This is a genomic window from Pseudomonas sp. BN417, assembly GCF_029871205.1.
GTDB lineage: Bacteria > Pseudomonadota > Gammaproteobacteria > Pseudomonadales > Pseudomonadaceae > Metapseudomonas.
The window spans coordinates 14,007-39,743 of record NZ_SSOJ01000160.1 but is presented as its reverse complement, the minus strand read 5'-3'; the positions used below and the strand labels follow the sequence as shown (position 1 = coordinate 39,743).

Annotated in this window: 23 protein-coding genes and 1 tRNA gene; 9 read left to right on the top strand and 15 right to left on the bottom strand. The window is 64.7% G+C overall.

Annotated elements, in window-relative coordinates:
* Positions 1 to 154 precede the first annotated feature (154 nt).
* On the bottom strand, positions 155 to 661 hold the full coding sequence (locus E8F11_RS26295; protein WP_280291854.1) for a DUF1993 domain-containing protein: 507 nt from the start codon (positions 659 to 661) through the stop codon (positions 155 to 157).
* A gap of 151 nt (positions 662 to 812) precedes the next feature.
* On the opposite strand from E8F11_RS26295, the gene E8F11_RS26290 reads away from it, so the two are divergent.
* From E8F11_RS26290 to E8F11_RS26275, 4 genes are all read left to right on the top strand, one after another.
* The gene (locus E8F11_RS26290) at positions 813 to 1,721 is read left to right on the top strand and encodes a LysR substrate-binding domain-containing protein (protein ID WP_280291853.1); all 909 of its coding nucleotides are present in this window, start codon (positions 813 to 815) and stop codon (positions 1,719 to 1,721) included.
* Positions 1,722 to 1,817: 96 nt separating this feature from the next.
* Positions 1,818 to 2,999 carry an MFS transporter gene (locus E8F11_RS26285; protein WP_280291852.1) on the top strand — a complete coding sequence of 394 codons (1,182 nt, stop codon included), beginning with the start codon at positions 1,818 to 1,820 and terminating at the stop codon, positions 2,997 to 2,999.
* Between the two features lie 16 nt (positions 3,000 to 3,015).
* Positions 3,016 to 3,363, top strand: a complete 348-nt coding sequence (locus E8F11_RS26280) for an MmcQ/YjbR family DNA-binding protein (RefSeq protein WP_280291851.1) — start codon at positions 3,016 to 3,018, stop codon at positions 3,361 to 3,363.
* A gap of 71 nt (positions 3,364 to 3,434) precedes the next feature.
* On the top strand, positions 3,435 to 3,992 hold the full coding sequence (locus E8F11_RS26275) for a putative glycolipid-binding domain-containing protein (RefSeq protein WP_280291850.1): 558 nt from the start codon (positions 3,435 to 3,437) through the stop codon (positions 3,990 to 3,992).
* 288 nt (positions 3,993 to 4,280) lie between these two features.
* Here the strand turns inward: E8F11_RS26275 and E8F11_RS26270 are convergent, their stop codons facing one another.
* The 6 genes from E8F11_RS26270 to E8F11_RS26245 all read right to left on the bottom strand — a co-directional run bounded on the left by E8F11_RS26270 (position 4,281) and on the right by E8F11_RS26245 (position 11,930).
* Positions 4,281 to 7,340, bottom strand: a complete 3,060-nt coding sequence (locus E8F11_RS26270; RefSeq protein ID WP_280291849.1) for an efflux RND transporter permease subunit — start codon at positions 7,338 to 7,340, stop codon at positions 4,281 to 4,283.
* A complete protein-coding gene (locus E8F11_RS26265) occupies positions 7,337 to 8,353 on the bottom strand; it encodes an efflux RND transporter periplasmic adaptor subunit (protein WP_280291848.1) in 1,017 nt (338 codons plus the stop codon). The genes E8F11_RS26270 and E8F11_RS26265 overlap by 4 nt, the downstream gene beginning before the upstream one ends.
* A gap of 112 nt (positions 8,354 to 8,465) precedes the next feature.
* Positions 8,466 to 9,245, bottom strand: a complete 780-nt coding sequence (locus E8F11_RS26260; protein WP_280291847.1) for an ABC transporter permease — start codon at positions 9,243 to 9,245, stop codon at positions 8,466 to 8,468.
* The gene (locus E8F11_RS26255) at positions 9,242 to 10,174 is read right to left on the bottom strand and encodes an ABC transporter ATP-binding protein (RefSeq protein ID WP_280291846.1); all 933 of its coding nucleotides are present in this window, start codon (positions 10,172 to 10,174) and stop codon (positions 9,242 to 9,244) included. Before E8F11_RS26255 ends, E8F11_RS26260 begins: the two co-directional genes overlap by 4 nt.
* A gap of 126 nt (positions 10,175 to 10,300) precedes the next feature.
* Positions 10,301 to 10,921: a glutathione S-transferase gene (locus E8F11_RS26250; RefSeq protein ID WP_280291845.1), complete on the bottom strand. Its 621-nt coding sequence runs from the start codon at positions 10,919 to 10,921 to the stop codon at positions 10,301 to 10,303.
* Between the two features lie 352 nt (positions 10,922 to 11,273).
* Positions 11,274 to 11,930, bottom strand: a complete 657-nt coding sequence (locus E8F11_RS26245; RefSeq protein WP_280291844.1) for a transglutaminase family protein — start codon at positions 11,928 to 11,930, stop codon at positions 11,274 to 11,276.
* Positions 11,931 to 12,082: 152 nt separating this feature from the next.
* Between E8F11_RS26245 and E8F11_RS26240 the strand changes: the two genes are divergently transcribed.
* The 3 genes from E8F11_RS26240 (at position 12,083) to E8F11_RS26230 (ending at position 17,550) form a co-directional block, all read left to right on the top strand.
* Positions 12,083 to 14,530 (top strand): acyl-CoA dehydrogenase, encoded by a 2,448-nt coding sequence (locus tag E8F11_RS26240; protein WP_280291843.1) that lies wholly within the window; start codon positions 12,083 to 12,085, stop codon positions 14,528 to 14,530.
* A gap of 71 nt (positions 14,531 to 14,601) precedes the next feature.
* Positions 14,602 to 15,012, top strand: a complete 411-nt coding sequence (locus E8F11_RS26235) for a PA2817 family protein (protein WP_280291842.1) — start codon at positions 14,602 to 14,604, stop codon at positions 15,010 to 15,012.
* 159 nt (positions 15,013 to 15,171) lie between these two features.
* A complete protein-coding gene (locus E8F11_RS26230; RefSeq protein ID WP_280291841.1) occupies positions 15,172 to 17,550 on the top strand; it encodes a TonB-dependent siderophore receptor in 2,379 nt (792 codons plus the stop codon).
* A 154-nt stretch (positions 17,551 to 17,704) separates the two neighbouring features.
* On the opposite strand, the gene E8F11_RS26225 is transcribed toward E8F11_RS26230, so the two are convergent.
* On the bottom strand, positions 17,705 to 17,896 hold the full coding sequence (locus E8F11_RS26225; protein WP_280291840.1) for a hypothetical protein: 192 nt from the start codon (positions 17,894 to 17,896) through the stop codon (positions 17,705 to 17,707).
* A 307-nt stretch (positions 17,897 to 18,203) separates the two neighbouring features.
* Positions 18,204 to 19,127 carry a LysR family transcriptional regulator gene (locus tag E8F11_RS26220; RefSeq protein WP_280291839.1) on the bottom strand — a complete coding sequence of 308 codons (924 nt, stop codon included), beginning with the start codon at positions 19,125 to 19,127 and terminating at the stop codon, positions 18,204 to 18,206.
* Between the two features lie 88 nt (positions 19,128 to 19,215).
* Between E8F11_RS26220 and E8F11_RS26215 the strand changes: the two genes are divergently transcribed.
* A complete protein-coding gene (locus E8F11_RS26215) occupies positions 19,216 to 20,361 on the top strand; it encodes an SRPBCC family protein (RefSeq protein ID WP_280291838.1) in 1,146 nt (381 codons plus the stop codon).
* A gap of 145 nt (positions 20,362 to 20,506) precedes the next feature.
* Here the strand turns inward: E8F11_RS26215 and E8F11_RS26210 are convergent, their stop codons facing one another.
* Both E8F11_RS26210 and E8F11_RS26205 read right to left on the bottom strand, forming a co-directional pair.
* Positions 20,507 to 20,950 carry a nuclear transport factor 2 family protein gene (locus E8F11_RS26210; protein ID WP_280291837.1) on the bottom strand — a complete coding sequence of 148 codons (444 nt, stop codon included), beginning with the start codon at positions 20,948 to 20,950 and terminating at the stop codon, positions 20,507 to 20,509.
* 267 nt (positions 20,951 to 21,217) lie between these two features.
* Positions 21,218 to 21,733, bottom strand: coding sequence for a ProQ/FINO family protein (locus E8F11_RS26205; protein ID WP_280291904.1), 516 nt, complete (start codon positions 21,731 to 21,733; stop codon positions 21,218 to 21,220).
* Between the two features lie 348 nt (positions 21,734 to 22,081).
* On the opposite strand from E8F11_RS26205, the gene E8F11_RS26200 reads away from it, so the two are divergent.
* A complete protein-coding gene (locus tag E8F11_RS26200; protein ID WP_280291836.1) occupies positions 22,082 to 22,906 on the top strand; it encodes an SDR family NAD(P)-dependent oxidoreductase in 825 nt (274 codons plus the stop codon).
* 335 nt (positions 22,907 to 23,241) lie between these two features.
* Here E8F11_RS26200 and E8F11_RS26195 read toward each other — a convergent pair whose 3' ends face one another.
* From E8F11_RS26195 to E8F11_RS26180, 4 genes are all read right to left on the bottom strand, one after another.
* Entirely contained in the window at positions 23,242 to 24,039 is a 798-nt protein-coding gene (locus tag E8F11_RS26195) for an SDR family oxidoreductase (protein WP_280291835.1), read from the bottom strand.
* A gap of 9 nt (positions 24,040 to 24,048) precedes the next feature.
* Positions 24,049 to 24,576 (bottom strand): VOC family protein, encoded by a 528-nt coding sequence (locus tag E8F11_RS26190; protein WP_280291834.1) that lies wholly within the window; start codon positions 24,574 to 24,576, stop codon positions 24,049 to 24,051.
* A gap of 655 nt (positions 24,577 to 25,231) precedes the next feature.
* A complete protein-coding gene (locus E8F11_RS26185) occupies positions 25,232 to 25,471 on the bottom strand; it encodes an Arm DNA-binding domain-containing protein (RefSeq protein WP_280291833.1) in 240 nt (79 codons plus the stop codon).
* 112 nt (positions 25,472 to 25,583) lie between these two features.
* A tRNA-Gly gene (locus tag E8F11_RS26180) sits at positions 25,584 to 25,659 on the bottom strand.
* Between the last annotated feature and the right edge of the window lie 78 nt (positions 25,660 to 25,737).

The following is a 25,737-nucleotide window of genomic DNA, read 5'->3' as shown; positions in this document are numbered from 1 at the left end:
TCGATAAAAGCTGATTAGCCAGCAATTTTGTGATTCAGCGTCCCACTGGCAGAACAAACTCAGGTTGTAGGTTGGGCAGAGCTCCGCGAAGCCCAACAGCCCAATGCACGGAACCGTTGGGCTTCGCTGCGCTCAGCGCCAACCTACCAGAGCGTCAGACCCCGCCCAGGTAATCCATCTTGCCCACATCCACGCCGTTGTGGCGCAGGATCGCGTAGGCGGCGGTGATGTGGAAATAGAAGTTCGGCAAGGCAAAGTTGAGCAGGTAGTCCTGGCCGCTGAAGCTGATATCGCCACTGCGCATCTTCAACACCACGGTGCGGCTTTCGCTGCCTTCCAGTTGAGTGGCGTCGATGCCCTTGATGAAGTCCCGGGTCTTGGCGATGCGCCCCTGCAGTTCCTCGAAGCTGGTTTCGGTGTCGGCCCAGCTCGGGACCTCGACGCCAGCCAGGCGGGCCGCACAGCCCTTGGCCATATCGCTGGCGATCTGCACCTGGCGCGCCAGCGGATACATGTCCGGCGCCAGGCGCGATTCGATGAACACCTTGGGCTCGATGCCGCGGGCCTGGGCATTGGCTTCGGCCTTCTTGAGGATGTTGGACAGATTGTTGAGCATGCGCGCCAGTACCGGGATGGACGCCTCGTACATGGACAAGGACATGGTGATCGCTCCGTTATCGGGTGGTTGGAAGAGGATCAGGTATAGACCCTGGCAGGCCCGTCGGCAATCGGCGGCCGAGTCCCGCCAAACAAAGCAATAGCGCAGGAAACCCGCCCGGTGCGATAGTTCGTCCCACCCGCAGGACGAAGCCATGCAAGACCTCAACGATCTCTTCTATTTCGCCAAAGTCGTCGAGCACGGCGGCTTCTCCTCCGCCGGCCGCCTGCTGGGGGTGCCCAAGTCGCGCCTCTCGCGGCGCATCGCCGAGCTGGAGACGCGCCTGGGCGTGCGCCTGCTGCAGCGCACCACCCGCAAGCTGGCGCTGACCGATGTCGGCGAGCGCTACCTGCGCCACTGCCAGGCCATGCTCGCCGAAGCCGAACAGGCCGACGAGGCGGTGGCCAGCCTGACCGCCGAGCCCCGCGGCCGCCTGCGAGTGTCCTGCCCCACCGAGATGGCACACTCGCTGCTGAAGACCGTCATCGCAGAATTCCTCCAGCGCCACCCGCTGGTTCAACTGGACCTGATCCTCACCAACCGCCGCGTGGACCTTCGTGAGGAAGGCGTGGACGTGGCCCTGCGGGTGCGCGAGGAAGGTGACGAAGACCCGTCGCTGATCGCCCGACCACTGAGCCCGGCCAAGGCATTCCTGGTGGCAGCGCCCAGCCTGCTGGAAGGCATTCGAATAGAAACCCCGGACGATCTGCAGAAACTGCCGGCCCTCGGCGCTCTGGAGGCGGACCGGCGCATCCACCACCCGCTGCGCGACAGCGACGGCAACCGTCGCGAGGTGGTGCTGGAAGCCCGCCTCGGCATCGAGGACTTCGACGTGCGCAAGCACGCCGTGCTGGCCGGCCTGGGCTTCAGCATGCTGCCGGAGATGAACTGCGACGCCGAACTGCGCGATGGCAGCCTGGTACGCCTGCTGCCGGACTGGGACCTGCCGAGTGGTTACCTGCGGGCCGTCTACACCCATAGGCGCGGCATGCTGCCGGCGGTACGCGCCTGGATCGAGCATCTGGCCGTAAGCTTCCCCCACGAGCGCTACCCCACCGTCTGAGTCATCCGGCAGCAAGACAACCATTAGCTAGCTTTCTTTGTCGGCCCGAGTCAGGGATCATGGGCGGCGCCCTCTTCCCCCTTTCCAGGTTCTGCCATGAGCACGCCACGGCCGTCCGCGTCCTCCACCACCCTGCAGATCATCACCGTCGTCTTCTTCACCTTCATCAGCTTCTTTTGCGTCGGCCTGCCGATCGCCGTGCTGCCCGGCTACGTGCACGACGACATGGGCTACGGCTCGGTGATGGCGGGCATCGTCATCAGTACCCAGTACCTCTCCACCCTGCTTTCCCGCCCCATGTCCGGCAGCCTGGCCGACCGTCTGGGCGCCAAGCGCGCGGTCATGTATGGCATGGCCTGCTGCGGCCTCTCCGGGGTACTGACGCTGCTCTCCACCAGCCTCGCGCAGTTCCCCCTGGCGAGCCTCGGCCTGTTGCTGGGCGGGCGGGTGCTGCTGGGCATTGGCCAGGGCCTGGTCGGCACGGGTTCCATCAGCTGGGGCGTGGGCCTGGTGGGCGCGGAGAACATGGCGCGGGTGATTTCCTGGAACGGCATCGCTTCCTACGGTGCGGTGGCCATCGGTGCGCCACTGGGCGTGGTGATGGTGGACGCCCTGGGGCTGTGGAGCATCGGCGGACTGATGGCCCTGCTCTGCGCCATCGCCCTGCTGCTGGCCTGGCCCAAGCGCCCGGCGCCCATCGTCCACGGCGAGCGACTCCCCTTCACCAACGTTTTCCTGCGCATCGCCCCCAACGGCACGGCGCTGGCCCTGGGCTCCATCGGCTTCGGCACCCTGGCCACCTTCATCACCCTGTACTACGCCAGCGTCGGCTGGGAAGGCGCCGCCTACTGCCTGACGGCCTTCGGCTGCGCCTTCATCGGCGCGCGGCTGCTGTTCGTCAACAGCATCAAGCACCTCGGCGGCTACCGCGTGGCGATCGCCTGCCTGACGGTGGAAAGCCTCGGCCTGTTCCTGCTGTGGCTGGCGCCGACACCCTGGATGGCCCTGGCCGGCGCGGCGCTGACCGGATTCGGCCTGTCCCTGGTCTATCCGGCCCTCGGCGTCGAGGCGGTCACCCGCATCCCGGCCGCAAGCCGCAGTTCGGCCCTGGGCGCCTACGCGGTATTCTTCGACCTGGCCCTGGGCATCGCCGGGCCGCTGATGGGCGCCATCGCAAGCCTCGCAGGCTTCGCCGCGATATTCCTGGTAGCTGCACTGATGGCGCTGACCGGCATGCTGCTGAGCCTGTGGCTGCTGCGCAGCGAATCGACAACCTGAAGGAACAGGAGCACCCATGACCCCCGATCAAGTCGCCGCTTTCTGCCTGCAACTGCCCGGGGCCCGGGAAGACCTCAAGTGGGGCAGCAACCGGGTGTTCTCGGTGGCCGGCAACAAGATGTTCGCCATACTCGACTTCATGGGTGACGGCCTGACCTTCAAGGTCGACAAGGAGCTGTTCCTCGGTTACGTCGACCGCCCCGGCATTCGCCCCGCCCCCTATCTGGCCCGCGCCCACTGGATTGCCATGCAGCGCCCCTACCCCATGGGCGAGCATGAACTGCGCGAGCTGATCACCCGCTCCCACCAGTTGGTGGTGGCACGCCTGCCGAAGATTCGCCAGGTGGGGCTGCGGCTGGACTGAACCCTGCCCCTTCCAGTTGCTACCCTTGTCCCAGGACCTGCGCGCACTCAAGCGCCACGAGGCTTGAACCGATGCGAACCACCGCTCTCTGGACCCACCTCTGGAACACCCGGGCGCCCACCCAGGGGCTGGAGGACTTCCGCCTGGAAGGTCGGCGGGTGGACAGCGGCATGCTGGCTTTCGACGACGACGGCAAGTGCTACCGCCTGAACTACACCCTGGAATACGAGAAAGGTTGGGAACCGCGGGCATTCAACGCCACGGTGCGCGATGCACGAGGCAGCCGGAGCCTGGTCCTGCGCCGCGACGGCTTGCACTGGTTCGACGGCGACGGCCGCAAGCTGCCGGAGCTGTCCGGCTGCCTCGACCTGGACCTCTGGCCCACCCCCTTCACCAACAGCCCGAGCATCTGGCGGTTGTTCCTCAATCCCGGCGAGCGCCGCGAGATCGAGGTGGTGTTCGTCGAGGCGCCGCAGCTGACGGTTCGGCGCATGCGCCAAGCCTACACCCGCCTGGACCATGGCCATTACCTCTACCAGAACCTCGATGGCAGTGGCTTCGAGGCGGTGCTGACCCTGGATGAGGATGGGCTGGTGCACCGCTATCCGAAATTCTTCCAGCGGTTGTGATCGGGTCGGTTGGGCGACCTTGTGGGGGCGAATTCATTCGCTAACCGGACCGAAGGTTCGGCCTGCAAGGTCAAAGGGGGCCGCTGCGCGCCCCTTAGCGATTGAAATCGCCCCCACAAGAAGCGAGCTGCCTGCAGTCGGGTAGGGCGGTTGTCACCGCGCCGCGCGATCCCCCTCGGTGGAAATCCGCCACGCGGATTTTCACCCTACTAAATCCCGCAGCTTGGCGCAGAGCGGACTGGATACCCTCACCCCCGGCCCCTCTCCCGGAGGGAGAGGGGAGATAAATCAGGCCGGCGCCGCCTCCAGCTTGTGGATTGGCCGCCAGCGGCGCAGCTGCTGGTAGAGGGTCGGCACCACGAAGAGGGTGAAGAAAGTGCCCACCAGCAGCCCGCCGACTATCACCATGCCGATCTGCTGCCGGCTTTCGCCGCCGGCGCCGCTGGCGATGGCCAGGGGCACCGAGCCCAGCACCATGGCGCCGGTGGTCATGAGGATCGGCCGCAGGCGCTTCACCGAGGCCTCCAGCACCGCCTCGTGCAGCTCCATACCCTGGCGCAGCAGCTGGTTGGCGAACTCGACGATGAGGATGCCGTGCTTGGTGATCAGGCCGATCAGCGTGACCATGCCCACCTGCGAGTAGATGTTCAGGGTGCCGCCGAAGAAGGACAGGGCCAGCAGCGCACCGGCCATGGACAGGGGCACGCTGAAGAGGATGATCAGCGGGTCGATGAAGCTCTCGAACTGCGCCGCCAGCACCAGATAGATGAACACCAGGGCCAGGGCGAAGATCAGCGCCACGCCTGTACTCGCGTCCTTGAAGTCCCTTGAGGTGCCGGTGTAGTCGAACTGGGTGTCGGGCGGGAATATGCCCCGCGCCGCTTCTTCCAGATAGTCCAGGGCCTCGCCCAGGGTGTAGCCGGAGCCGACGTTGGCGGTGACGGTCACCGCGCGCAGCTGGTTGAAGTGATTCAGCTCGCGGGGCGCCACGGTCTCGCGAATCTCGATCAGGTTGGCCAGCTGCACCATGCTGTCGTTGCGCCCGCGCACATAGACGCGGTTGAGGTCTTCCGGGTTGCTGCGGTCGACGTTGGCCAGCTGCACCAGCACGTCGTACTGCTCGCCGTTCTGCTTGAAGCGAGTCACCTGGCGGCTGCCGAACAGGCTTTCCAGGCTGCGGCCGATGGCGGCGACATCGGTGCCCACCGCCACCGCCTGCTCGCGGTTGACCGTGACCTTGAGCTGCGGCGAGTTGAGCTTGAGGTCGCTGTCCAGGCTTTCCAGCCCCGGGTAGTCGCGCACCCGCTCCATCAACTGGTCGACGTACCTCTGCAGCTCGCTGTACTCCAGGGAGGAGCGGACCACGAAGTTCACCGGCTGGTTGCGCGCGCTCTGACCCAGTGGCGGCCGGTTGATCGGGAAGGCGCGCACGCCGGGGATGTCGCGCAGCTTGGGCAGCAGCTCGTCACGGATCTCGAACTGGGTGCGGTCGCGGGAGTCCCAGTCCTCCAGCTTCATGAACGACAGGCCCTGGGCCACAGTGGGGAAGCCCACCACGACCATGTAGCGGTTGGTTTCCGGGATCGAGCGGTAGGCGTCTTCCAGCATCTTCGCGTAGCGGCTGGTGTACTCGATGGTGGCGCCGTCGGGACCGTTGATGGAACCGACTATGGTGCCGGTGTCTTCGGTGGGCGCCAGTTCGCTGCGCAGGCCGCTGAACATCACCAGGCACAGGACCAGGATGGCCACCAGCACGCCGATGATCAGCACCCAGGCATGCAGGACCCGCTCCAGCAGGTGGCGATAGCTATAGGTCAGGCCGTGGAGGAAGGACTCCACCAGGTTGTACAGCCGTCCATGCTGCTGCGGCGCATAGGGCTTGAGCAGATGCCCGCACATCATCGGCGACAGGGTCAGGGCGACGAAGCCGGACACCAGCACCGCGCCGGCCAGGGTCCAGGAAAACTCGGTGAAGAGCTTGCCCGAAGTGCCCTGCATGAAACCGATGGGGGCATAGACGGCAGCCAGGGTCAGGGTCATGGCGATCACCGCGAAGGCGATCTCGCGGCTGCCCTTGTAGGCTGCCTGCAGCGGCGACATGCCTTCCTCGATATGCCGGTGGATGTTCTCCAGCACCACGATGGCGTCGTCCACCACCAGGCCAATGGCGAGCACCATGGCCAGCAAGGTCAGGGTGTTGATGGAGAATCCCAGCAGCACCATCAGGCTGAAGGCGCCGATCAGCGACACCGGAATGGTCACCAGGGGAATCAGGGTGGCGCGCAGGGAGCGCAGGAACAGGAAGATGATCAGGATCACCAGCCCCACCGCTTCCCAGATCGTGGTGTAGACGTTGTCGATGGACTCGCGGATGAACAGCGAGTTGTCGTTGGCAATGGCCATCTTCATGCCGTCCGGCAGGAGCGCGCGGATTTCCGGCAGCGCGGCGTTCAGCCCATCGGAGATGTCCAGCGGGTTGGCCGTGGCCTGCCGCACCAGGCCGAGGGACACCGCTGAACGGCCATTGAAGCGCACGATGCTGCGCAAATCCGCCGCGCCTACCTCGGCATGGCCGACGTCGGCGAGGCGCAGCAGGTAGCCGCGCTGGTCGTTGAGGATCAGGTCGTTGAATTCCTCGGGGGTACGCAGGTCGGTTTCCGAGAGCACGCTGAACTCGCGCTGCACCGACTCGATGCGCCCGGCGGGAATCTCCACGTTCTGCCGGCGCAGGGCGTCCTCCACGTCCTGCACGGTGAGGTCATGGGCAGCGAGCTTTTCCGGGTCCAGCCAGATGCGCATGGCGAAGCGCCGCGCGCCGCGGATCTGCACTTCGGAGACGCCGGGGATGGTCTGCAGGCGGTCACGCACCACCCGCTCCAGCACATCGGTGATCTCCATGGCCGAGTGCTGCTCGCTGTAGAACGCGATCCAGATCACCGGTTGGGCGTCGGCCTCGACCTTCTGCACTATAGGTTCGTTGATCTCGTCCGGCAGCAGCCCGCGTACCCGGCCCAGGCGGTCGCGGACGTCGTTGGCCGCCTCGTCGGCATTGGTGCCGAGGCGGAACTGGGCGGTGATCTGGGTGTTTTCCGAGCGGCTGATGGAAGCGACGAAGTCCAGGCCCTCGATGCCCGAGAGCACGTCCTCGATGGGCTGGGCCACCTGGGACTCCATGATCTCGGGGCTGGCGCCGGGGTAGATGATGTTGACCGTGACGATCGGCACGTCGATGTTGGGATACTCCCGCACTGCCAGCCGCTGGTAGGCCAGCAGCCCGAGCAGGACCAGGATCAGCGACAGGACGGTGGCGAAGACCGGCCTGCGGATGCACACATCAGAGAGGGTCATACCCCACCTCGCGCTACGGTGCGGACCTCCAGCCCGGGGCTGACCTTTTGCCAGCCCGCGGTAATGACCTGCTCATTGCCCTGCAGGCCTTCACGAACCTCGGCCTTGCCGCGCAGGCGCTGGCCGATCTTGATCTGACGCCGCTCCACCTTGCCGTCCACCACCAGGTTGACGAACAACTGCTGCCCCACGGGCATCACCGCCTCCTCGGGGATCAGCAGGGCCTCTGGGCGTTCGGCGAGGATCACCGACACCTTTACGAACTGGCCGGGCTTGAGACGGTGATCCTTGTTGGCAATCTGCGCGCGGATCGCCTGGCTGCGACCGACTTCGTCCAGGCGCGGGTTGAGGGCGATGATGTCGCCACGGAAGCGTTCGCCCGGATAGGCGTCCAGGCTGATCTCCACCGGCTGGCCGAGATTCACCTGGCTGACCGCCCTCTGCGGGATTCGGAAGTCGAGCTTGAGCGGGTCCAGGACTTCCAGGTTGACCATGTCCTGGCCGGCGCTCAGGTAGTCGCCGACGCTCACCTGGCGCAGGCCGAGGGTGCCGTCGTAGGGCGCGCGGATCTGCGTCTTGTCGAGGCGCGCCTGGGCCAGGGCCAGGCTGGCGCGGGCCGCCTGCTGCTGGGATTGGGATTCATCCTGGGCCTGGGCATTGCTGGCGCCCCGGGAGAACAGCATCTTTGCGCGCTGGTAGCTTTTTTCCGCCAGGTCGAGGTTGGCCTGGGCCTGGGCCAGCTCGGCGCGAGCGATGGCATCATCCAGGCTGACCAGCAAGGCGCCACCCTTGACCTGTTGCCCCTCCTTGAAATGCAGGGCGGCTACCCGGCCCTCGATCTCCGGGCGGATCATCACCGACTCGTCGGAACGCAGCGAACCGAAGGTCACCAGCTCGTCGCGCACCAGCGCCCGCTGCGGCTCGGCCACTTCCACCAGGGGCGCCTCCTGGGCCAGGGCGGAGACAGCGGCGATCGTCCCGAGCAACAGCCAAACACTGCGACGGACCTTCATCTGGAGCCTCTGAGACTGAACGCAAGGGGGGAGGAAGTCTGCCGACTGTATCGGCAGACTTCGATCAGCGGCATCCAGAAGATAATGCCACTCTGTGTCGCTTTGTTTCGCCTTATTGACGCATGCCGCGCCCGCTCACCAGCAGGTGGATGCAGGCGACGTAGAGAACGGCCATGGTCAGCAGCATCAGGGCGATGGCGACGCCGATATTGATGTCGGAAACGCCGAGGATGCCGTAACGGAAGGCGTTGACCATGTGCAGGATCGGGTTTCCCAGCGACACCGTCTGCCAGAACGGCGGCAGCAGGTTGATCGAGTAGAACACGCCGCCCAGGTAGGTCAGCGGGGTCAGCACGAAGGTCGGGATGATCGAGATGTCGTCGAAGTTGCGCGCGTAGACGGCGTTGATGAAGCCACCCAGGGAGAAGATGGTGGCGGTCAGCAGCACCACCAGCGCCGTCACCCCGATGTGGTGCACCGAGAGCTTGGTGAAGAACAGCGACAGGAAAGTGACTATCACCCCCACTGCCAGCCCGCGCAGCACGCCGCCGATGGTGTAGCCGAGGAGGATGGTGTGCGGCGACACCGGCGACACCAGCAGCTCCTCCACCGAACGCTGGAACTTGCTGCCGAAGAAGCTCGAGACCACGTTGCTGTAGGAGTTGGTGATGACCGACATCATGATCAGCCCGGGGACTATGTAGTCCATGTAGCTGAAGCCGCCCATTTCGCCGATCTGCCGGCCGATCAGGTTGCCGAAGATGACGAAGTACAGGGCCATGGTGATGGCCGGGGGCAGCAGGGTCTGCGGCCAGATACGGGTGAAACGACGGACTTCGCGATAGACGATGGTATTCAGGGCGACCAGGTTGGCGCTCAGTTCCGAACTCATAGGGCCACCTTCGCCAGGTTTTTCTCCACCAGTGACACGAACAGCTCCTCGAGGCGATTGGACTTGTTACGCATGCTCAGCACGTCGATGTTCAGCGCCGCCAACTGGCGGAACAGCTCGGTCATGCCCTGGGTCTTCTCCACCTGCACCTCCAGGGTGTGGTGGTCCACCAGGTGCGCCGGGTAGCCATTGAGCTGCGGCACCACTTCCAGGGACTCCTTGAGGTCGAGCAGGAAGGTCTCCACATGGAGCTTCTTCAGCAGCTCTTTCATGCTGGTGTGCTCGATGATCCGCCCGTGGTCGATGATGCCGATGTGGCGGCAGAGCTGCTCGGCCTCTTCCAGGTAGTGGGTGGTGAGGATGATGGTGATGCCCTGCTGGTTGAGCTCGGTGAGGAAGCTCCACATGGAGCGGCGCAGCTCGATGTCGACGCCCGCGGTGGGTTCGTCGAGGATCAACAGGCGCGGCTGGTGGATCAGCGCACGGGCGATCATCAGCCGGCGCTTCATGCCGCCGGACAGCTCGCGGGACGCCGAGTCGCGCTTCTCCCACAGGCCGAGCTGGGTCAGGTACTGCTCGGCGCGCTCCTTGGCGATCTTCGCCGGAATACCGTAGTAGCCCGCCTGGGTCACGACTATGTCGAAGACCTTCTCGAACTGGTTGAAGTTGAACTCCTGGGGCACCACCCCAAGGCAGCGCTTGAGCGCATAGGGCGATTTGTCCAGGTCGTTGCCGAACACGTTGACCGTGCCGCTGGTCTTGTTCACCAGGGTGGACAGGATGCCGATGGTGGTGGACTTGCCCGCGCCGTTGGGCCCGAGCAAGGCGAAGAAGTCGCCTTCGGCTACTTCCAGGTCGATGCCCTTGAGGGCCTGGAAGCCATTGGCGTAGGTCTTGGTCAACTGCCGGATGGACAGGGCGGAAGTCATATCGGATTCGTCTGATTCAAGGGGAAGAGGCTAGATAAGGCTGAATGCCAGTAAATTCAACTACGGATCATTGCACATCAGCCTAGGTTCGATGGAAAGGATCGGCGAACCGGGGTCGCGACCCGCTCAGGTCAGCGCCGTCATCACCGCCTTGCGGTAGGCCGGGCGCGCCTTCAGGCGTTCGTACCAGGCTTCGAGATTCGGCAGTTCGGGACGCAGGATCGGCATCTCGAACCAGGCATAGGCGAAACAGCCCAGGGGAATGTCGCCCATGGCGAAGCTCGCGCCCGACAGGTAGGGCCGCTCGGCCAGGGCACGGTCGGGAATGGCCAGCAGCTCGCCGCAGCGGGTCAGCGCGGCGTCGATCAGCGCCTGGTTGCGTTCGGCAGGCGGTGTGCGAAGGGTGCCCCAGAACAGGTCGCGGAACGGCGTGGCCAGGCTGGAGGTGGCCCAGTCCATCCACTTGTCGCCTTCGGCGCGCGCCACCGGGGATTCGGGGTAGAGGCTGCCGGCGGCGTAGCGCGCGGCCAGGTAACGGACGATGGCGTTGGACTCCCAGAGCACCAGGCCATCGTCCTCGATCATCGGCACCAGGCCATTGGGGTTGAGCGCCCGGTAGGCGGCGTCATTGACCAGGCCGAAGGCGCCGCCGGCGTCCAGTTGCTCATGGGCGATGCCGATCTCCTCGGCGCACCAGAGCACCTTGCGCACATTGGTGGAATTCCTTCGTCCCCAGATTTTCAGCATCGCGACACACTCCTCGGCCAGATGGGCAGGGGCACCATTCTAGGGCGGCGGTCCCGGCGACGGAATGCCGAATCCTCCAGATATTCTGCGCAGGTTCGCAGGATGGCCTGCACGGAGGCACCACTCATTGTGGGGGCGATTTCAATCGCCAAGCGAACCGCAGGTTCGCCCCGCGGCCTTCCGGGGCAGCTCCGCAGCCCTTGGCGAATGAATTCGCCCCCACAGGAAAAGCCTTCCCTTCCAACGCAGCCACGTAGGGTGAAAATCCGCGTGGCGGATTTCCACCAGAGGGACGTGGGCAAACGCTCAGAAGCTCAACCACCGCCGGTGGATCGGTGAAGTGTGATCCACCCTACGTCCCTAGCTCGGCATGCAGGTCGCCGGTGAGGAAGGCGGCGCCTTCCTCGAACAGGTGCGGGTAGACGGCCGCCAGGTGCCCGAAGAACAGCTCTTCCGGCAGGTCGGCGAACTGGCCGTGGTCGGCCAGGTATTCCATATAGCGCTCACCCTGCCGGTTGAAGGGGTGGAAGACGCTGTCGTGGCGACCGTCGAACTCCAGGGGCGGAACATTGAAGAGCCGGCACAAGGCGAGATTGAAGGCCGGAGTGGCCTTGACCCAGCGGCCGTCGAGATGGAACTCGGTATAGCCGTGCATGGCGAACACCTCGCTACGCAGCAGCTCCAGCAGCCTGGGCGTGGCCAGGTGGTTGCGCACATCGGCCAGCCCGATGCGCGCGGGGATGCCGCAATGCCGCGCGCAGGCCGCCAGCAAGATCGCCTTGGGCACGCAGTAGGACTCACCTGCGGCCAGGGCGTGGCTGGCCTTCAGGGTTTCAGGATCGCGGCTGAACACGTAAGGGTTGTAGCGGACCTCGTCACGCACCGCGCGGTACAGGCTGACAGCCTGATCAGCGGAGTTGGCGCTTGCGCCACGGTGCTTTTCGGCGAACTCGACCACCAGGGGGTGGTCACTATCAACGAAGCGGCCGGCTTCCAGGTAGCACTGCATGGGGGTTCCTCCTCGGGGCATCGGCCCAGTCTATAGAGGGCATTACAAGCGGGAAAACGACGATCCGGCCAAGCTCGCCGTTCCTGTCGCCATGATTCCGGATGGCGACTAAGCTCGTGACGGCCCCGCGCCGCCATCATGGAGGATCGACCATGCTGTTTCTCTGGTTACTCGCACTGGTCCTGGGTGTTGCCTATCTCGCCCATCGCCGCACCGCTCCCCTGCCCGCCCTGACCCTGGTGGCCGGCTTCCTGCTGGCGATGGGGCTGTTCAGCCGCGCACCGGGTTGGCTGCTGCTTCTGCTCTGGCTGCCGTGGCTGGCGGTCGCCCTGCCCCTGGCGCTACCGGAACTGCGCCGCAAATGGCTCAGCGCACCGCTGTTCGCCTGGTTCCAACGGGTACTGCCGCCCATGTCCGAGACCGAGCGCGACGCCATCGAGGCCGGTACCGTCTGGTGGGATGGCGAACTGTTCAGCGGCCGTCCGGACTGGCAAAAGTTGCTGGACTCCCCACGCCCGCAGCTGACGGAAGAGGAACAGGCCTTCCTCGACGGCCCCACCGAAGAACTCTGCGCCATGGTCAGCGACTGGCAGATCGGCCAGCAGCTGGACCTGCCGGCCGAAGCCTGGGCGCACATCAAGCGGCATGGCTTCTTCGCCCTGATCATCCCCAAGGAGTACGGCGGCAAGGGTTTCTCCGCCCTGGCCCACTCCCAGGTGGCGATGAAGCTGGCCACCCGCAGCGCCGACCTGGCGTCCACCGTGATGGTGCCGAACTCCCTCGGCCCGGCAGAACTGCTGCTGCACTACGGCACCGACCAGCAACGCCAGCATTATCTGCCGCGCCTGGCCAGCGGCGAAGACATCCCCTGCTTCGCCCTGACCGGCCCCCTGGCCGGCTCCGACGCCGGCGCCATGCCGGATATCGGCATCGTCTGCCGGGGCCAATGGCAGGGCCAGGAGGTCCTGGGCCTGCGCCTGACCTGGGAGAAGCGCTACATCACCCTGGGCCCGGTGGCCACCCTCCTCGGCCTGGCCTTCAAAGCCCATGACCCGGACCACCTGCTGGGCGAGGAAGAAGACCTCGGCATCAGCCTGGCCCTGGTGCCCACCGACACCCCCGGCGTGGAGATAGGCCGGCGCCACCTGCCCCTGGGCGCGGCCTTCATGAACGGCCCGAACTCGGGCAAGGACGTGTTCGTGCCCCTGGACTTCGTCATCGGCGGCCAGGCCATGCTCGGCAAGGGCTGGATGATGCTGATGAACTGCCTCTCGGTGGGCCGCTCCATTTCCCTGCCGGCGGCGGCCACGGGCCAGGCCAAGTTCACCAGCCTGGTGAGCGGCCAGTACTGCCGCGTACGTGAGCAGTTCAATGTGCCCCTGGCTGCCTTCGAAGGCATCCAGGAAGCCCTGGCGCGCATCGCCGGCAACGCCTGGCTGATGGACAGCGCGCGCATCCTCACCGCCAGCGCCGTGGACCTCGGCGAGAAGCCCTCGGTGCTTTCGGCCATCCTCAAGTACCACCTTACCGAGCGGAGCCGCGAGTGCATCGGCCACGCCATGGATGTGCACGGCGGCAAAGGCATCATCCTCGGCCCCAACAACTACCTGGGGCGCGCCTGGCAGGGGGCGCCCATCTCGATCACGGTGGAAGGCGCCAATATCCTCTCGCGCAACCTGATGATCTTTGGCCAGGGCGCCATCCGCTGCCATCCCTTCGTGCTCGATGAAATGGCCCTGGCGGGTCGCGATGACCGTGAGCGGGCGCTGGAGGAGTTCGACCAGCTGCTGCTGCGCCATATCGGCTTCGCCGTGGGCAACGCCGCCAGCAGCCTGCTGCTCGGCCTCAGCCTCGGACGCGTCGGCGACGTCCCCGGCGACAATCTTTGCCGCCCTTACTTCCGCGCCCTCAACCGCCTCGCCGCGAGCTTTGCCCTACTGGCCGACAGCAGCATGCTGTTGCTCGGCGGCGAGCTGAAACGCCGCGAACGCCTGTCCGCGCGCCTGGGCGATGCCCTGAGCTACCTCTACCTGGCGTCGGCCGCGCTCAAGCGCTACCACGACCGCGACTACCCCGAACACCTGCAGCCACTACTGCGCTGGGCCCTGGAAGAGAGCCTGGGCAAGGCCGAGCAGGCCCTCGACGGGCTGCTGGACAACTTCCCCAACGCCATGATGAGCGGCCTGCTGCGGGTGCTGGTGTTCCCCCTCGGCCGCCGCCATCCCGGCCCCTCGGACCGGTTGGACGCCGAAGTGGCCGGGGTGATAGGCCGCGACCGCGGCGACCCGGCCCTGGAAGAACTGCTCGCCGGTTGCCATCGCCCTCAGTCCGCCAACGACCCTGTAGGCGCATTGCAGCAGGCCATCGAACTGTCGATCGCCAGCCAGGCTGCGCAGAAGAAACTGCAGCAGGCCCTCAAGTCCGGCCAGCTCAGGCCGGCGCCGGGCGAAAGCGCGATTGCCGCTGCGCTGGCGGCTGGCCTGATAGAGGACAGCGAAGCGCAGCAGCTGCAGGCGACCGAGGCAGCGCGCCGCCGGGTGATAGATGTCGACGATTTCGCCAAGGAGGACTTCGAACTCAGCCCCGGCAAGACCCGCTGAGCCCGTGGGCAGGACAGCGGGCGCCGGGGGCCTTATACTCCCGCGCCCGATCCAGCTTCAGGAAATCCGCCATGGCCAATCCCTACCTCGACCACCACCTCGCCCTGCTCGCCCATCTGCGCGGCATCCTGGTCGCCCTGGGCGAGGCCGAACAGGTGCCGGAAGAAAACCACGCCCTCTTCGTCGAACGCTTCGACGAGCTGATGAGCGAACTTCCGCGCGACCCGGAACGCAGCCTGTACCTGGGCCAGGACCTCATCAGCCAGGTCTTCCATCGCTACCCGCAGATTGCTCACCTGGTGCCGCGCGACCTGCTCTGGTTCTTCGGCGGCGACTGCCTGCACTTCATGCCGGACGAGGAAATCGACCTGTTCCAACGGCTCGACGAGCGCCGCTTCGAGGCCGAGCAGAACGACGAACCCTTTGACTGGAACCGCGAAAAACAACTGCTGGCCCTGCCGGACGACGGCAGCAAGCACTGATTTTCCCTCGGGGTGGCGCCACTGCGTCGCCCCACCCTTCCCCGCTGGCGCCCCGCTTCCGACCCCGCCGGAAAACTTTTCTCCGCAGCCCTATCACTTTTCGATTCTGCTTCGGCAACAGGGCATTGAGACTTTTTCTCACTTAGGAGATGTTTCCAAATGCGCCCTGTTTCCGCCCCTTTCCGCCATGCCTTGCTGGCGCTGGCCGTCACCCTCGGCGGCCTGTCCACCCAGGCCCTGGCGGAAAGCTACCAGCTGCCGTCGGCCCCGCTGGCCAGCACGCTGAACCGCATTGCCGCCGATGCCGGTATAGCGCTGAGCATCGATCCGGCCCTGACCGCCGGCAAGACCGCTCCCGCCGTGAAAGGCGAGCTCAGCCCGCTGCAGGCGCTGTCCCAGGCCCTGCAGGGCAGCAACCTGCGCCTGGTGCAGAATGGGGCTGACAGCTTCAGCCTGGCCCCAGTGGCTGACGAGGCCATGAGCCTGCCGGACGTGAACATCGACGGAAACCGCAGCTATGAAAGCGCATGGGGCCCGACCACTGGCATGGTCGCCACCCGCACGGCCGCCGGCACCAAGACCGACACCGCGATCATCGAGATTCCGCGTTCCATCTCGGTGATCACCCGCGAGCAGCTGGATTCGCGCCCCACCCTCAACCTCAACGACTCGCTGCGCTATACCGCGGGCGTGATGAGCAGCGGCTACGGCTCCGACTCCCGTGCCGACTGGCTCAAGGTCCGCGGCTTTGTGCCCACCCAGTTCCTCGATGGCCTGCCGTTGCCGGTGGGTTCCTTCGCCAACCCGAAGATCGAGCCCTGGAACCTCGAGCGCATCGCCGTGCTGCGCGGTCCGGCCTCCTCCGTCTATGGCCAGACCCCGCCCGGCGGCCTGCTCGACATGGTCAGCCGCCGTCCGCAGGCCGAGCAGGCCAACGAGGTGGAGCTGCAAGCCGGCAGCAATGAACACAAGCAGGTCAACTTCGACAGCACCGGCAAGATCGACGACGAGGGCCAGTTTCTCTACCGCGTCAGCGGTACCGCGCGCGACAGCAACTCGCCCATCGACCACATCCCGGACAAGCGCTACAACATCGCGCCGAGCCTGACCTGGAACATCAACGATGACACTCGCCTGACCTTCCTCTCGCAGTACACCCGTGACGACACGGGCATCACCGGCCAGTTCCTGCCGCTGCAAGGCACCAAGATCGACTCGCCCTTCGGCGATATCTCCCATCACAAGAACCTCGGCGAGCCGGACTGGGACTTCTACGACCGCACCTACTACGCCCTCGGCTACGCCTTCGAGCACCGCTTCAACGATGTCTGGCAGTTCCGCCAGAACCTGCGCTACACCAAGAGCGACCTGGAGTTCCAGGCGGTGAACGTAGCCACCTTCAATACCGTTGACGCCGACGGCAACGTCAACCGCGAGTCCGGCATCGTCGACGAGGACATCAGCCAGTTCGCCGTGGACAACAACTTCCAGGCCAACTTCAGTACCGGTGAACTGGACCACACCCTGCTGCTCGGCCTCGACCACCAGCGCGCCAACACCAACTATCGGTGGCTCTACGGCATGGGCGTGCCGCCGATCAACGTGAACAACCCGATCTACGGCGCGGATATGTCCGGGGTCAGCTATTTCACGATGCAGGACTTCAACCAGAAGACCCAGCAGACCGGCCTCTACATCCAGGACCAGATCGCCCTGGACAACTGGCGACTGACCCTCGGCGGCCGCGAGGACTGGGTGCACACCGGCACCACCTTCCACAACAAGAACGACGCCACCAACACCCAGCGCGACGTGGCCTTCAGCGGCAACGTCGGCCTGAGCTACCTGTTCGACAATGGCGTGACCCCCTATGTCTCCTACGCCGAGTCCTTCCAGCCGGCCATGGGCGCCAACGTCGACAGCACGCTGTCGTTCGAACCCACCGAAGGCAAGCAGTACGAGGTAGGGGTCAAATACCAGCCGCCCGGCACCGACGCCATGCTGACCGCCGCCGTTTATGACCTGACCCAGACCAACGTCAGCGCCACCGAGGGCAGCCTGACCCGCCAGGTCGGCGAGCTGGAAGTACGCGGCCTGGAACTGGAAGCCACCGCCGACGTCACCGAGAACCTCAAGCTGGTGGCCTCCTACAGCTACACCGACAGCGAGATCCAGAAAGGGCCGGACAAGGGCAACCGCATGGCCCAGGTCCCGCGCAACCAGGCCACCGCCTGGGTCGACTACACCTGGCACAGCGGCATGCTCGACGGCTTCGGCGTCGCCGGCGGCGTGCGCTATGTCGGTGACAGCTACGGCAACACCGCCAATACCTGGCTCGGCCACACCGGTTCCTACACTGTCTACGACGCTTCCGCGCACTTCGACCTGGGCCGCCTGGACAGCTCGCTGCAAGGCCTGTCGGTGACGGTGGACGCGAAGAACGTATTCAACAAGGAGTACCTGTCCACCTGTGACGGCTACTGGTGCTACTACGGCGACGAGCGCAGCGTCATCGGCAGCGTGAACTACAAGTTCTGATCTGCGCCCTCTTCCTGCTGCCTATTGGTCCTGGCTGCAGACATCAGCAAGTGCCAGGACGAGAACTGAAAAGGCCCGCCTGGCATTGCCGGGCGGGCCTTTTTCATGGGGTGCGCGGGGGGCGTTGAAGAAGGACGCCGGCCAACGCCTCGGGTCAGCCCTGCCGGGCTTGTTCGGCGCGCTGCTTTGCAGCCACAGCCTCTTGCTGCTTCTGCTCTTTCAGCTGGACCTGAACCAGGCGGGTCTGCCAGCGTTGCGTCGTACGATCGCCGCCGCCTGAGGCCATGGCTGAACTGGCCGAAAGGACGATGGTCAGGGCGGAAGCAAGGGCGATAACAGATTTCATATTGGAACTCCGGACAACAAAAAGGCTAAACGGAAAGGATCAGCGGGAGTCATCCTCGATCAACGGCTGGCGACTGGAGCACAAGCTGATGCCGAAAGACTGCAGACCAACGATCAATTCCGGAAAATAGGACCGGCCCAAACGAAATTAGTTCGCTTGCTAACGAATTTGGCCCCACGGCAATCTCCCGCAGCCCCGGCAAAAACCCGCTACCGCCGGGAGCCTAGAGCGGCCCGAACCACCCGTCGGGCTGCCTGCTGAAACCACCCTGCGCGAACGGCAGGATGGCATCGTCCGCCGAGGACATTCAGGCGTCGCCGTCGGCAAGCGCCGTGCCGAGCTGCGCCAGTCGCTCTCGCAGCCAGCGCAGGCCGGGCGCCAGTTCCTGCTGGCGGTGCCAGATCAGGCTCACCTGCACGGGCGGCGTCGCCACCGGCAGCGGCGCCACCTCCAGCGCATAGATGGCCGCGAAGTACTTGGCCAACCGGCGCGGCACGGTGCCCAGCAGGTCGGAGCGCGCCACGATGGGCGGGATCGTCAGGTAGTGGGGAACGTGCAGCCCCGCCTGGCGCTTGATCTTCGCCGAGCCCAGAACGATCTCCAGCGGCGAGCCACGGCCGGCGCGCGGCAGGACGAGCACATGCTGGCTGCGCTGGTAGCCCTCTCGGGTGAGCCCGCCCGCGAAGGCCGGGTGGCCGGACCGGCCGATTACCGCCAGTTCCTCTTCCATGAAAGGCTGGTAACAGAGATCGGGGTTGTCGAAGTACAGGTAGTCGATGGCCAGGTCGAGTTCTCCGGCGGCCAGCCGCGACACCAGGGTTTGCGCATCATCGTCCTGCACCTCCAGCACTACCCTGGGCGCCTCGGCCTTCAGCCGCTCCAGCAACGCCGGAAGGAGCATGGCCTGGGCGTAGTCGTTCATCGACAGGCGAAAGCAATGCTCGGCCTGCAGATCGAACACCTCCTGGGCACCGAGCCCCAGCTGCAGCAGGTTCAGCGCCTGGCGTACCGGCCCGTAGAGCACCTGGGCGTGGGCCGTGGGCGACATGCCACGGGCGGTGCGCTTGAACAGCGGCTCACCCAGTTGGCTGCGCAGCCGCGCCAGGGCGTTGCTCACCGCCGGCTGGCTCATGTGCAGGCGCGTAGCGGCCCGCGACAGGTTCTGCTCCTGCATCAGGGCGTCGAACACCAGCAGCAGGTTCAGGTCGATTCGGCGCAAATTCAGGATCATGAATAATGCTCATTTCGACTATCCATTATTGGAATAAAGCATTCATCACTAGACTCAAGGGCATGTCAACAAGACTGCCGGAGAAGCCATGAGCCACGACACCCGGGCCTTTCGCGCGCGTTACCGCGCGGGCATCCATCCGCTCTACAACGTCTGGCTGCATGGCGGCTTCGTGCTGGCCTATGGCACGGCCTGGCTCGCCTTCTACTTCGGCAGCCTGGAGAACGTGAAGCTCTGGGAATGGCTGGTGGTGCCGGCGGCGCTGGTGTTCTTCAACTGGGGCGAGTACTCGATCCACAAGAACCTCGGCCATTACAAGACCCGCCTGGGAGCCATGTTCTACAAGCGCCATACCGGCGACCACCACAGCTTCTTCGTCGCCGGGCAGATGACCTGGGAATCGGCCCGCGACTGGCGGGTGATCCTCTTCCCCGCCTGGCTGATCGTCCTCTTCAGCGTCGGCCTGTTCCCGGTCTGGTGGCTGTTGTCCTTGCTCGATGCCAATGTCGCCGCGCTGTTCTCGGCTACGCTGCTGGCGGGCTACCTGAGCTACGAGGTCTTCCACGCCTGCGAGCACCTGCCGGCCAGCCACCCGATCTCGCGCCTGCCCTGGATACGCCATATGCGCAGGCTCCACGAACTGCACCACCGCCGCGACCTGATGCAAACCCACAACTTCAACCTGGTCTTCCCGCTGATGGACTGGCTCAAGGGCAGCCTGCACTGGGAACCCCTGGAACAGGAGAGCTCCATGACCCGAATGCAGCATCACGTGGATATCGCCCGCAGCCCGGAACAGGTCCTGGCCTATGCCAGCACGGCCACTCGCTGGCCCGAATGGCACCCCTCATCCCTCAAGGTGGACGGGCCCGCCGGGCCACTGCCGGACGGCAGCCATTTCGAGGAGGACATCCATGCCGGCGGCCGCGCCGGCCACCTCAGCTGGGACGTGACCGAATACACCCTCGGCCGCCGCTGGCGCGCCTTTGCCAAGGGCACCCACGGCCTGGAACTCCTGCTGACCTACGAATGCGAGAAGACCGCCACCGGCACCCGCTTCGTCCGCACCCTGGACTACCGCTTCGCCGGCCCGCTGATGCGCCTGGCCAACCTGCTGGTGATGCGCCGCAAGATCGACCGCGAATCGGCCGAATCCATGAAGCGACTGAAGGAAGTGGTGGAAAGGGTCGTAGAGGAAGCACCGACCCGGCAGCGAGGTGGGCTCCCCGCTTAGGGTCCCGATACAGATGGACCGATGCCCCCACCCGCCAGGAAATTGCCCGGCGGACCTGAGTCCGTAGCCCATGCAGCAGGCCGACGGCCAGCTTTCGTATCGATTGCGTTGGCTTGCGTCGCATGAAGTACAAGCACCGCGGGCCTCATACCGGTAGCCCATCCGGCACATTGAAGCCGTACGATTTCTCTTCAGCTCGTTGTGCAATTCGCCACCCCTCGGGGGTTCGCACATAACGATCGACGTACCACAACCCGAGAAAGAACGTCTGCCGGGTGCCGTCGGCCAGAGCGACTTCCATTGGGTTGAAGCAGACGATGCGTCCGCTCGCTTCATCGCCATTCAGCACGACGGAGATGTTCGAGATCATGTGCTGGTAGGCCGGGAATGCGCTCAGTGCATCCTGAAGCCAGGTTTTCACGACCGGGTAGCGGCCATCGATACCGCCCATCGCGCGGTAGTCGATATACGCATCATTGGTGAACACCTGGTTCAGTGCATCGAAGTCCTTTCTGTCGATAGCCGTGGCGTAGTCCACGACCAGTTGCTGAATCTCGAGCCGATCCGAAATTTCCTGCAGAGAAAGCATGGGTCGTTCCCCCTCTCGATTCGGGCCACACGCGGCCCGTGGAGGAGGCACTATCGGAAAGGCGGCTGCGGAACTCTTCGTCTGGTGGGACTAGGGAGGATGAAGGCGCGCGATGAAGACGTCGAACGGGACTGCTGTCCCGTGCGAAATCCGCAGTCATGCAGAGCACAACTCGCTCGTTGCGCTGCCCGAGGTCGCGGGGAACAAGGCGGCAAAAGGACACTGCCTTGCGCCGCCCCCGTACAAGGGGTCATGCCGACTTCAGGTCTAGCTTTCGATCGACGATGCGCCCGTCTCGTTTGCTGCATCAGGTGCCGCTGGCGTGGCAGGCCGCGGGCGCTTGGCACGTCGTTCCTGCCCCTGCTCCCGCGAGCGGCGCGAGGCCAGCTTTCTGGCATAGAGCGCTTGCGCGGCCGTTACCTGGCCCGCGGCCTGGCCTTGCAGGTCGACCCGCTCGGCATTTTCCACCAGGCAGGCCCAGTACCGACCACCCTGGCACCAGGCGCCGATGGCCTGCTTCAACTGCTCACCCGTCACCCCCAGGGTATCGAGATGCTGTTGCGCGTCTTCGAAGATGCCTTGCTTGAGCGGAACCTTGGGCGCGGGGTTCCGCGGAAAGGCAAGGGGAAAATGCTTTTGCAGGCGCCAGATGATTTCCACTTCCGGGGATACCGGCTCGCGGCGCTGCTTCTTGGCGGCGGCACGCTTCGGCTTGGACGGTTTAGATTGTTCAGCCTGAGCGCGAAGACGCTCCCTCAGTTCAGCAAGTTGTTCAAAACCCATCGTACGCATTACCAGGTTCGGTCAATTCGGATGCGGAAGGTTACCCCAGAAGGCTGCCCGGCTGCAGCCATCAGCTGTGCCTTGATCGCCATTTGTCTCTACCCAACCCCGCCAAGCGACGGGTCGATCCGATGTCGAGTCAAACGGTACCGCACGTTAAGCAACTAGTCGCTTCGGACCATGACACCGTGCCATCGCCCGCATAGCCTCGTGAGCGGGTTCGCCATGGCCCCGTCCTCACACAGCCCACAACTCGGCCAATGCGTGGATTGGGCCAGGCGTGAATCGGCGGGTTTGATGAAGCCCACTGCCTTCGCTTCACCTTGCACACCACGGAGGAATCTGGTCATGAGCGAACACATCTGCCGAAAGGGCGCTACAGCCGTCATCACAGGCGCAGCCAGCGGCATCGGCGCCGGGCTCGCGCGCAGGGCAGCCGAACTGGGCATGCGTCTGGTGCTTGCCGATATCGATGCAGAACGACTCCAGGCGCTTGGCGCCTCCCTCGACACCGAGGTACTCGCAGTACCCACCGACGTCACCGACGAGGCAGCCGTCGACCAGTTGGCCGCTCGCGCCTGGGAGCGATTCGGCGGCGTCGACCTGCTGTTCAACAATGCGGGCGTCATGGCGACCGGCTTCACCTGGGAAATCTCGCAAAGGCGTTTCGAACACAGCTTCGCCGTGAACGTCCAGGGCGTGCTGAACGGTCTCCGCAGCTTCGTACCCCGCCTGCTTCAACAAGGCAGCCGCTCCCATATCGTGAACACGGCTTCGATAGGCGGATTCCTGCCAAGCCCGCTGATGTCCCCGTACTCGGCAACCAAGTTCGCGGTGGTGGCGCTGACCGAATCGCTGCATGGCGAGCTGCGCATGCTCGATGCGCCGATTGGCGTTTCGCTGCTGGCGCCTGGGCCGGTGCAGAGCGGCATCTTCGACGACCCCTTCGGCGATGCCCCCGAGCAACCGGCGGTCCGAGGCTTCGTGGAGCAACTGCGCGGTATGCTGCGGGAGAACGGCTTGTCTCCCGATGAGTTCGCCCAGCGAGTCTTCACCGGCATCAACGAAGGACGCTACTGGCTGCTGCCCCAGCCGGAATTGCTCGATGAAGCGCTCAAGGCACGCACGGAAGGGATCCTCATGCGCCGCGACCCGCAGCTGCCGCGTTACTGATACAGCGGTTCCCTGAGCGCAGTCGGGCTCCAATTGACAGCGCCAGGCAATTTCCCGGACGCGCCGAGGCTTCAGGTTCGGTCCTGCCTGTTGATGGAAGACAGGCAGGTCGAATTTCCTGGCGGCTATCGCCACCTGCCGTCATCAAGCCAACTGTGCGGGTCCAGCGTCGCTACTGCAGCTGGAGCGGCACCGGCGGAGCGTGGGCCTTGAAGACGGCTGCGTGCTGTTTGGCGGCTTCCAGCAGGATCGGGATTTACGGGGACACGATGCAATCGAAAGCGAGCGGCCGGCATTGCCGGCCGCTGTCCCATGTTCTTCTGCTCGTTGCGGTTTCAGCTGGCCTGAGGCGCGTCGGACGCAGCAGCGTACACCTCGGCAAGGGATGGATTGCGGCGCAGCGTCTGGCCACCACTGACGTGGATGACCTGACCAGTGACGAAGCTGGACTCATCACTCGCCAGCCAGAGCGCGGCGTCGGCGACCTCTGCCGCGATACCACTACGCCGCAGCGGAATCTCGCGGTGATAAAGGGCGGCGACGGCGGGATGCATCAGGCCGCCTCCCGACATCGGCGCGTCGGCCACTCCGCCCGGGGCAATGGAGTTGGCACGGATGCCATGTTGGCCGAACTCGTGAGCGATGCAACGGATGACATGGTCGATGCCTGCCTTGGTACCCATGTAGGCGGCATGGTCGTCAAACATGATGCTGGCGGTCACCGACGAAACCTGGATGATCGAGCCGCCCTCGGGCATATGGCGCAGCAGCGCCTGGAAGTACTGGAACGGCCCGGTGAACTGGACCGCGTTCATCCTGTCCAGGTCTTCCTGGCTGTGCTCGAGAAAGGGTTTCAAGAGGCCCCATCCGGTCGCATTGACGCCGATATCGAGCCTGCCGAGCCGTTTTTCACTCTGGGCAACGAGATCCTCAACCTCGGCCTGTGAGGTGATATCGCAAACCCGCCAGGGGACGCCAAGGGCATCTGCAACGGCCGACATCGCATCGGGGCGGCGCCCCGACACCAACACCCGGGCCCCGTGCTCGACATAGCGCCGGGCGATGGCCTCGCCGATATTGCCGGGCGCAACCCCCAGCACCAACGCCGCCTTACCTTCCAATCGCTTCGACATGCAGTTCTCTCACACAGCTGTATCAATGACATGAATCGGGTCGGAACCATCCCAGGTCCTGGCGGCCTGGATGCCCTGCTGGATCAGCTCGCGCATGCCGGTGCCCTGGATGACTTCGTAGTACACCCCCGGCTCCGCTTCGTTTTCGAGATAGGCAACGCGCGTCGCGGGGTTGCTCGCCTCGAAAACCACACGTAGTCCAGTGGCCGTCAAATGCGCTATCGCCTGGTCGATATCGGTGACGACCCAGGCGACATGGTGCATTCCATGAAGGACATGGCCCTGCTCGTCCCGATAAGGCGATTTCGCGGCATTGGTCACCTGAATCAACTCGACCTGGAGCTCTCCCTGATAGCCAAGCCCGACATCCATGGTGACCGTCACCGGTTCACCGCGATATTTCCCCTCCAGGGAGACGTTCCGAAAGACGGTCCATGGCCCGACGCCGAAATGCTGTCGCCAGCGCCCGATGCCCTGTTCCAGGTCATCAACGAGATAGCCGATCTGATCTATGGGACCGAAGAAAGCACTGCTCATGACAAATCCTTGCACGTGATGTCAGTAGGAGAAGAGCCGTCAGCGGGGTATGCCGCCAATACCTGGGCTGTGTCCGCTCTGGCACAAACATTGAGTCTTACGTCCAAGATGCCGCCCATGAGGCCAACCGCTTGCTGCCGCTGGCTGGAGGTGAAGGCGGCGGAAACGCGCTGGAAGCGACTACCCCACCTGGCGCACAGGGGCGAAGAGCGCCTCGGCCACCTCCCCGCCGACGGTAGATCGGCGACCGCCTCCCAGCTGATGGCTCGCCCCACACACAAACCCACGCGCCCGCCTGCCCCCCCGGAGCGGGCGGCAACTAGGGCAGCAACCTGGCAATGGAGGAAACGGGTATGGAGCAACTGGGGTAGCTGGCGTTGCAATAGACGTTGCTCGCCAGTGCTGTTGGCACTGGGCGTGCCAACAGGGCGAAATAGGCTGCGGAGAATGCACACAGGATTAGAGCCAGGCAGATTTTTCTTGTTGATTTCATAGCCGTTCCACCGCCCTTCCAGGAGAAGCATGGTGGATCGAGACTAAGGAAAACCCGCAAAGCCTGGCCACGTCCGAATGGACTACGGCCCCCTGTCTTCGTAATTCCCCAATCACCTCTCCCTCTACCAGTTGCTGGAGGTGGGCCGTTAGATGCGCATGTTCACCGTCCTGAACCAGTCATCGGGAGCCAAGGAAGGACGCTCTGTCTTGGCTGCCTGCGTTCCTGATTCCGGTGCTTCCGAGGATCGATACCGCGCGCAACCAGCTCGCGAGCTTCGTCGCGCCGGGTGTGGGCTTCTTTGAGGGAAGTCTCGGGATAGGTGCCGAGATAGAGGCGCTTCGGCTTGCTGTTCCAGCAACAACGGAAGTGCCAGCTTCTGCCTTCTTCGGCCGAAACCAAATAGTGCTGGCTGGTGCTGGAATCGAGTAGAACCGACCGGAATGAAAAAAGGGGCTTTCGCCCCTTCTTTCAAAAACTTACAGACGTTGGTGGATGTCTGTAGATCTTTATCTGGAGCGGGAAACGAGACTCGAACTCGCGACCCCGACCTTGGCAAGGTCGTGCTCTACCAACTGAGCTATTCCCGCATAACACTTCGAAATTGGCGTCCCCTAGGGGACTCGAACCCCTGTTACCGCCGTGAAAGGGCGGTGTCCTAGGCCACT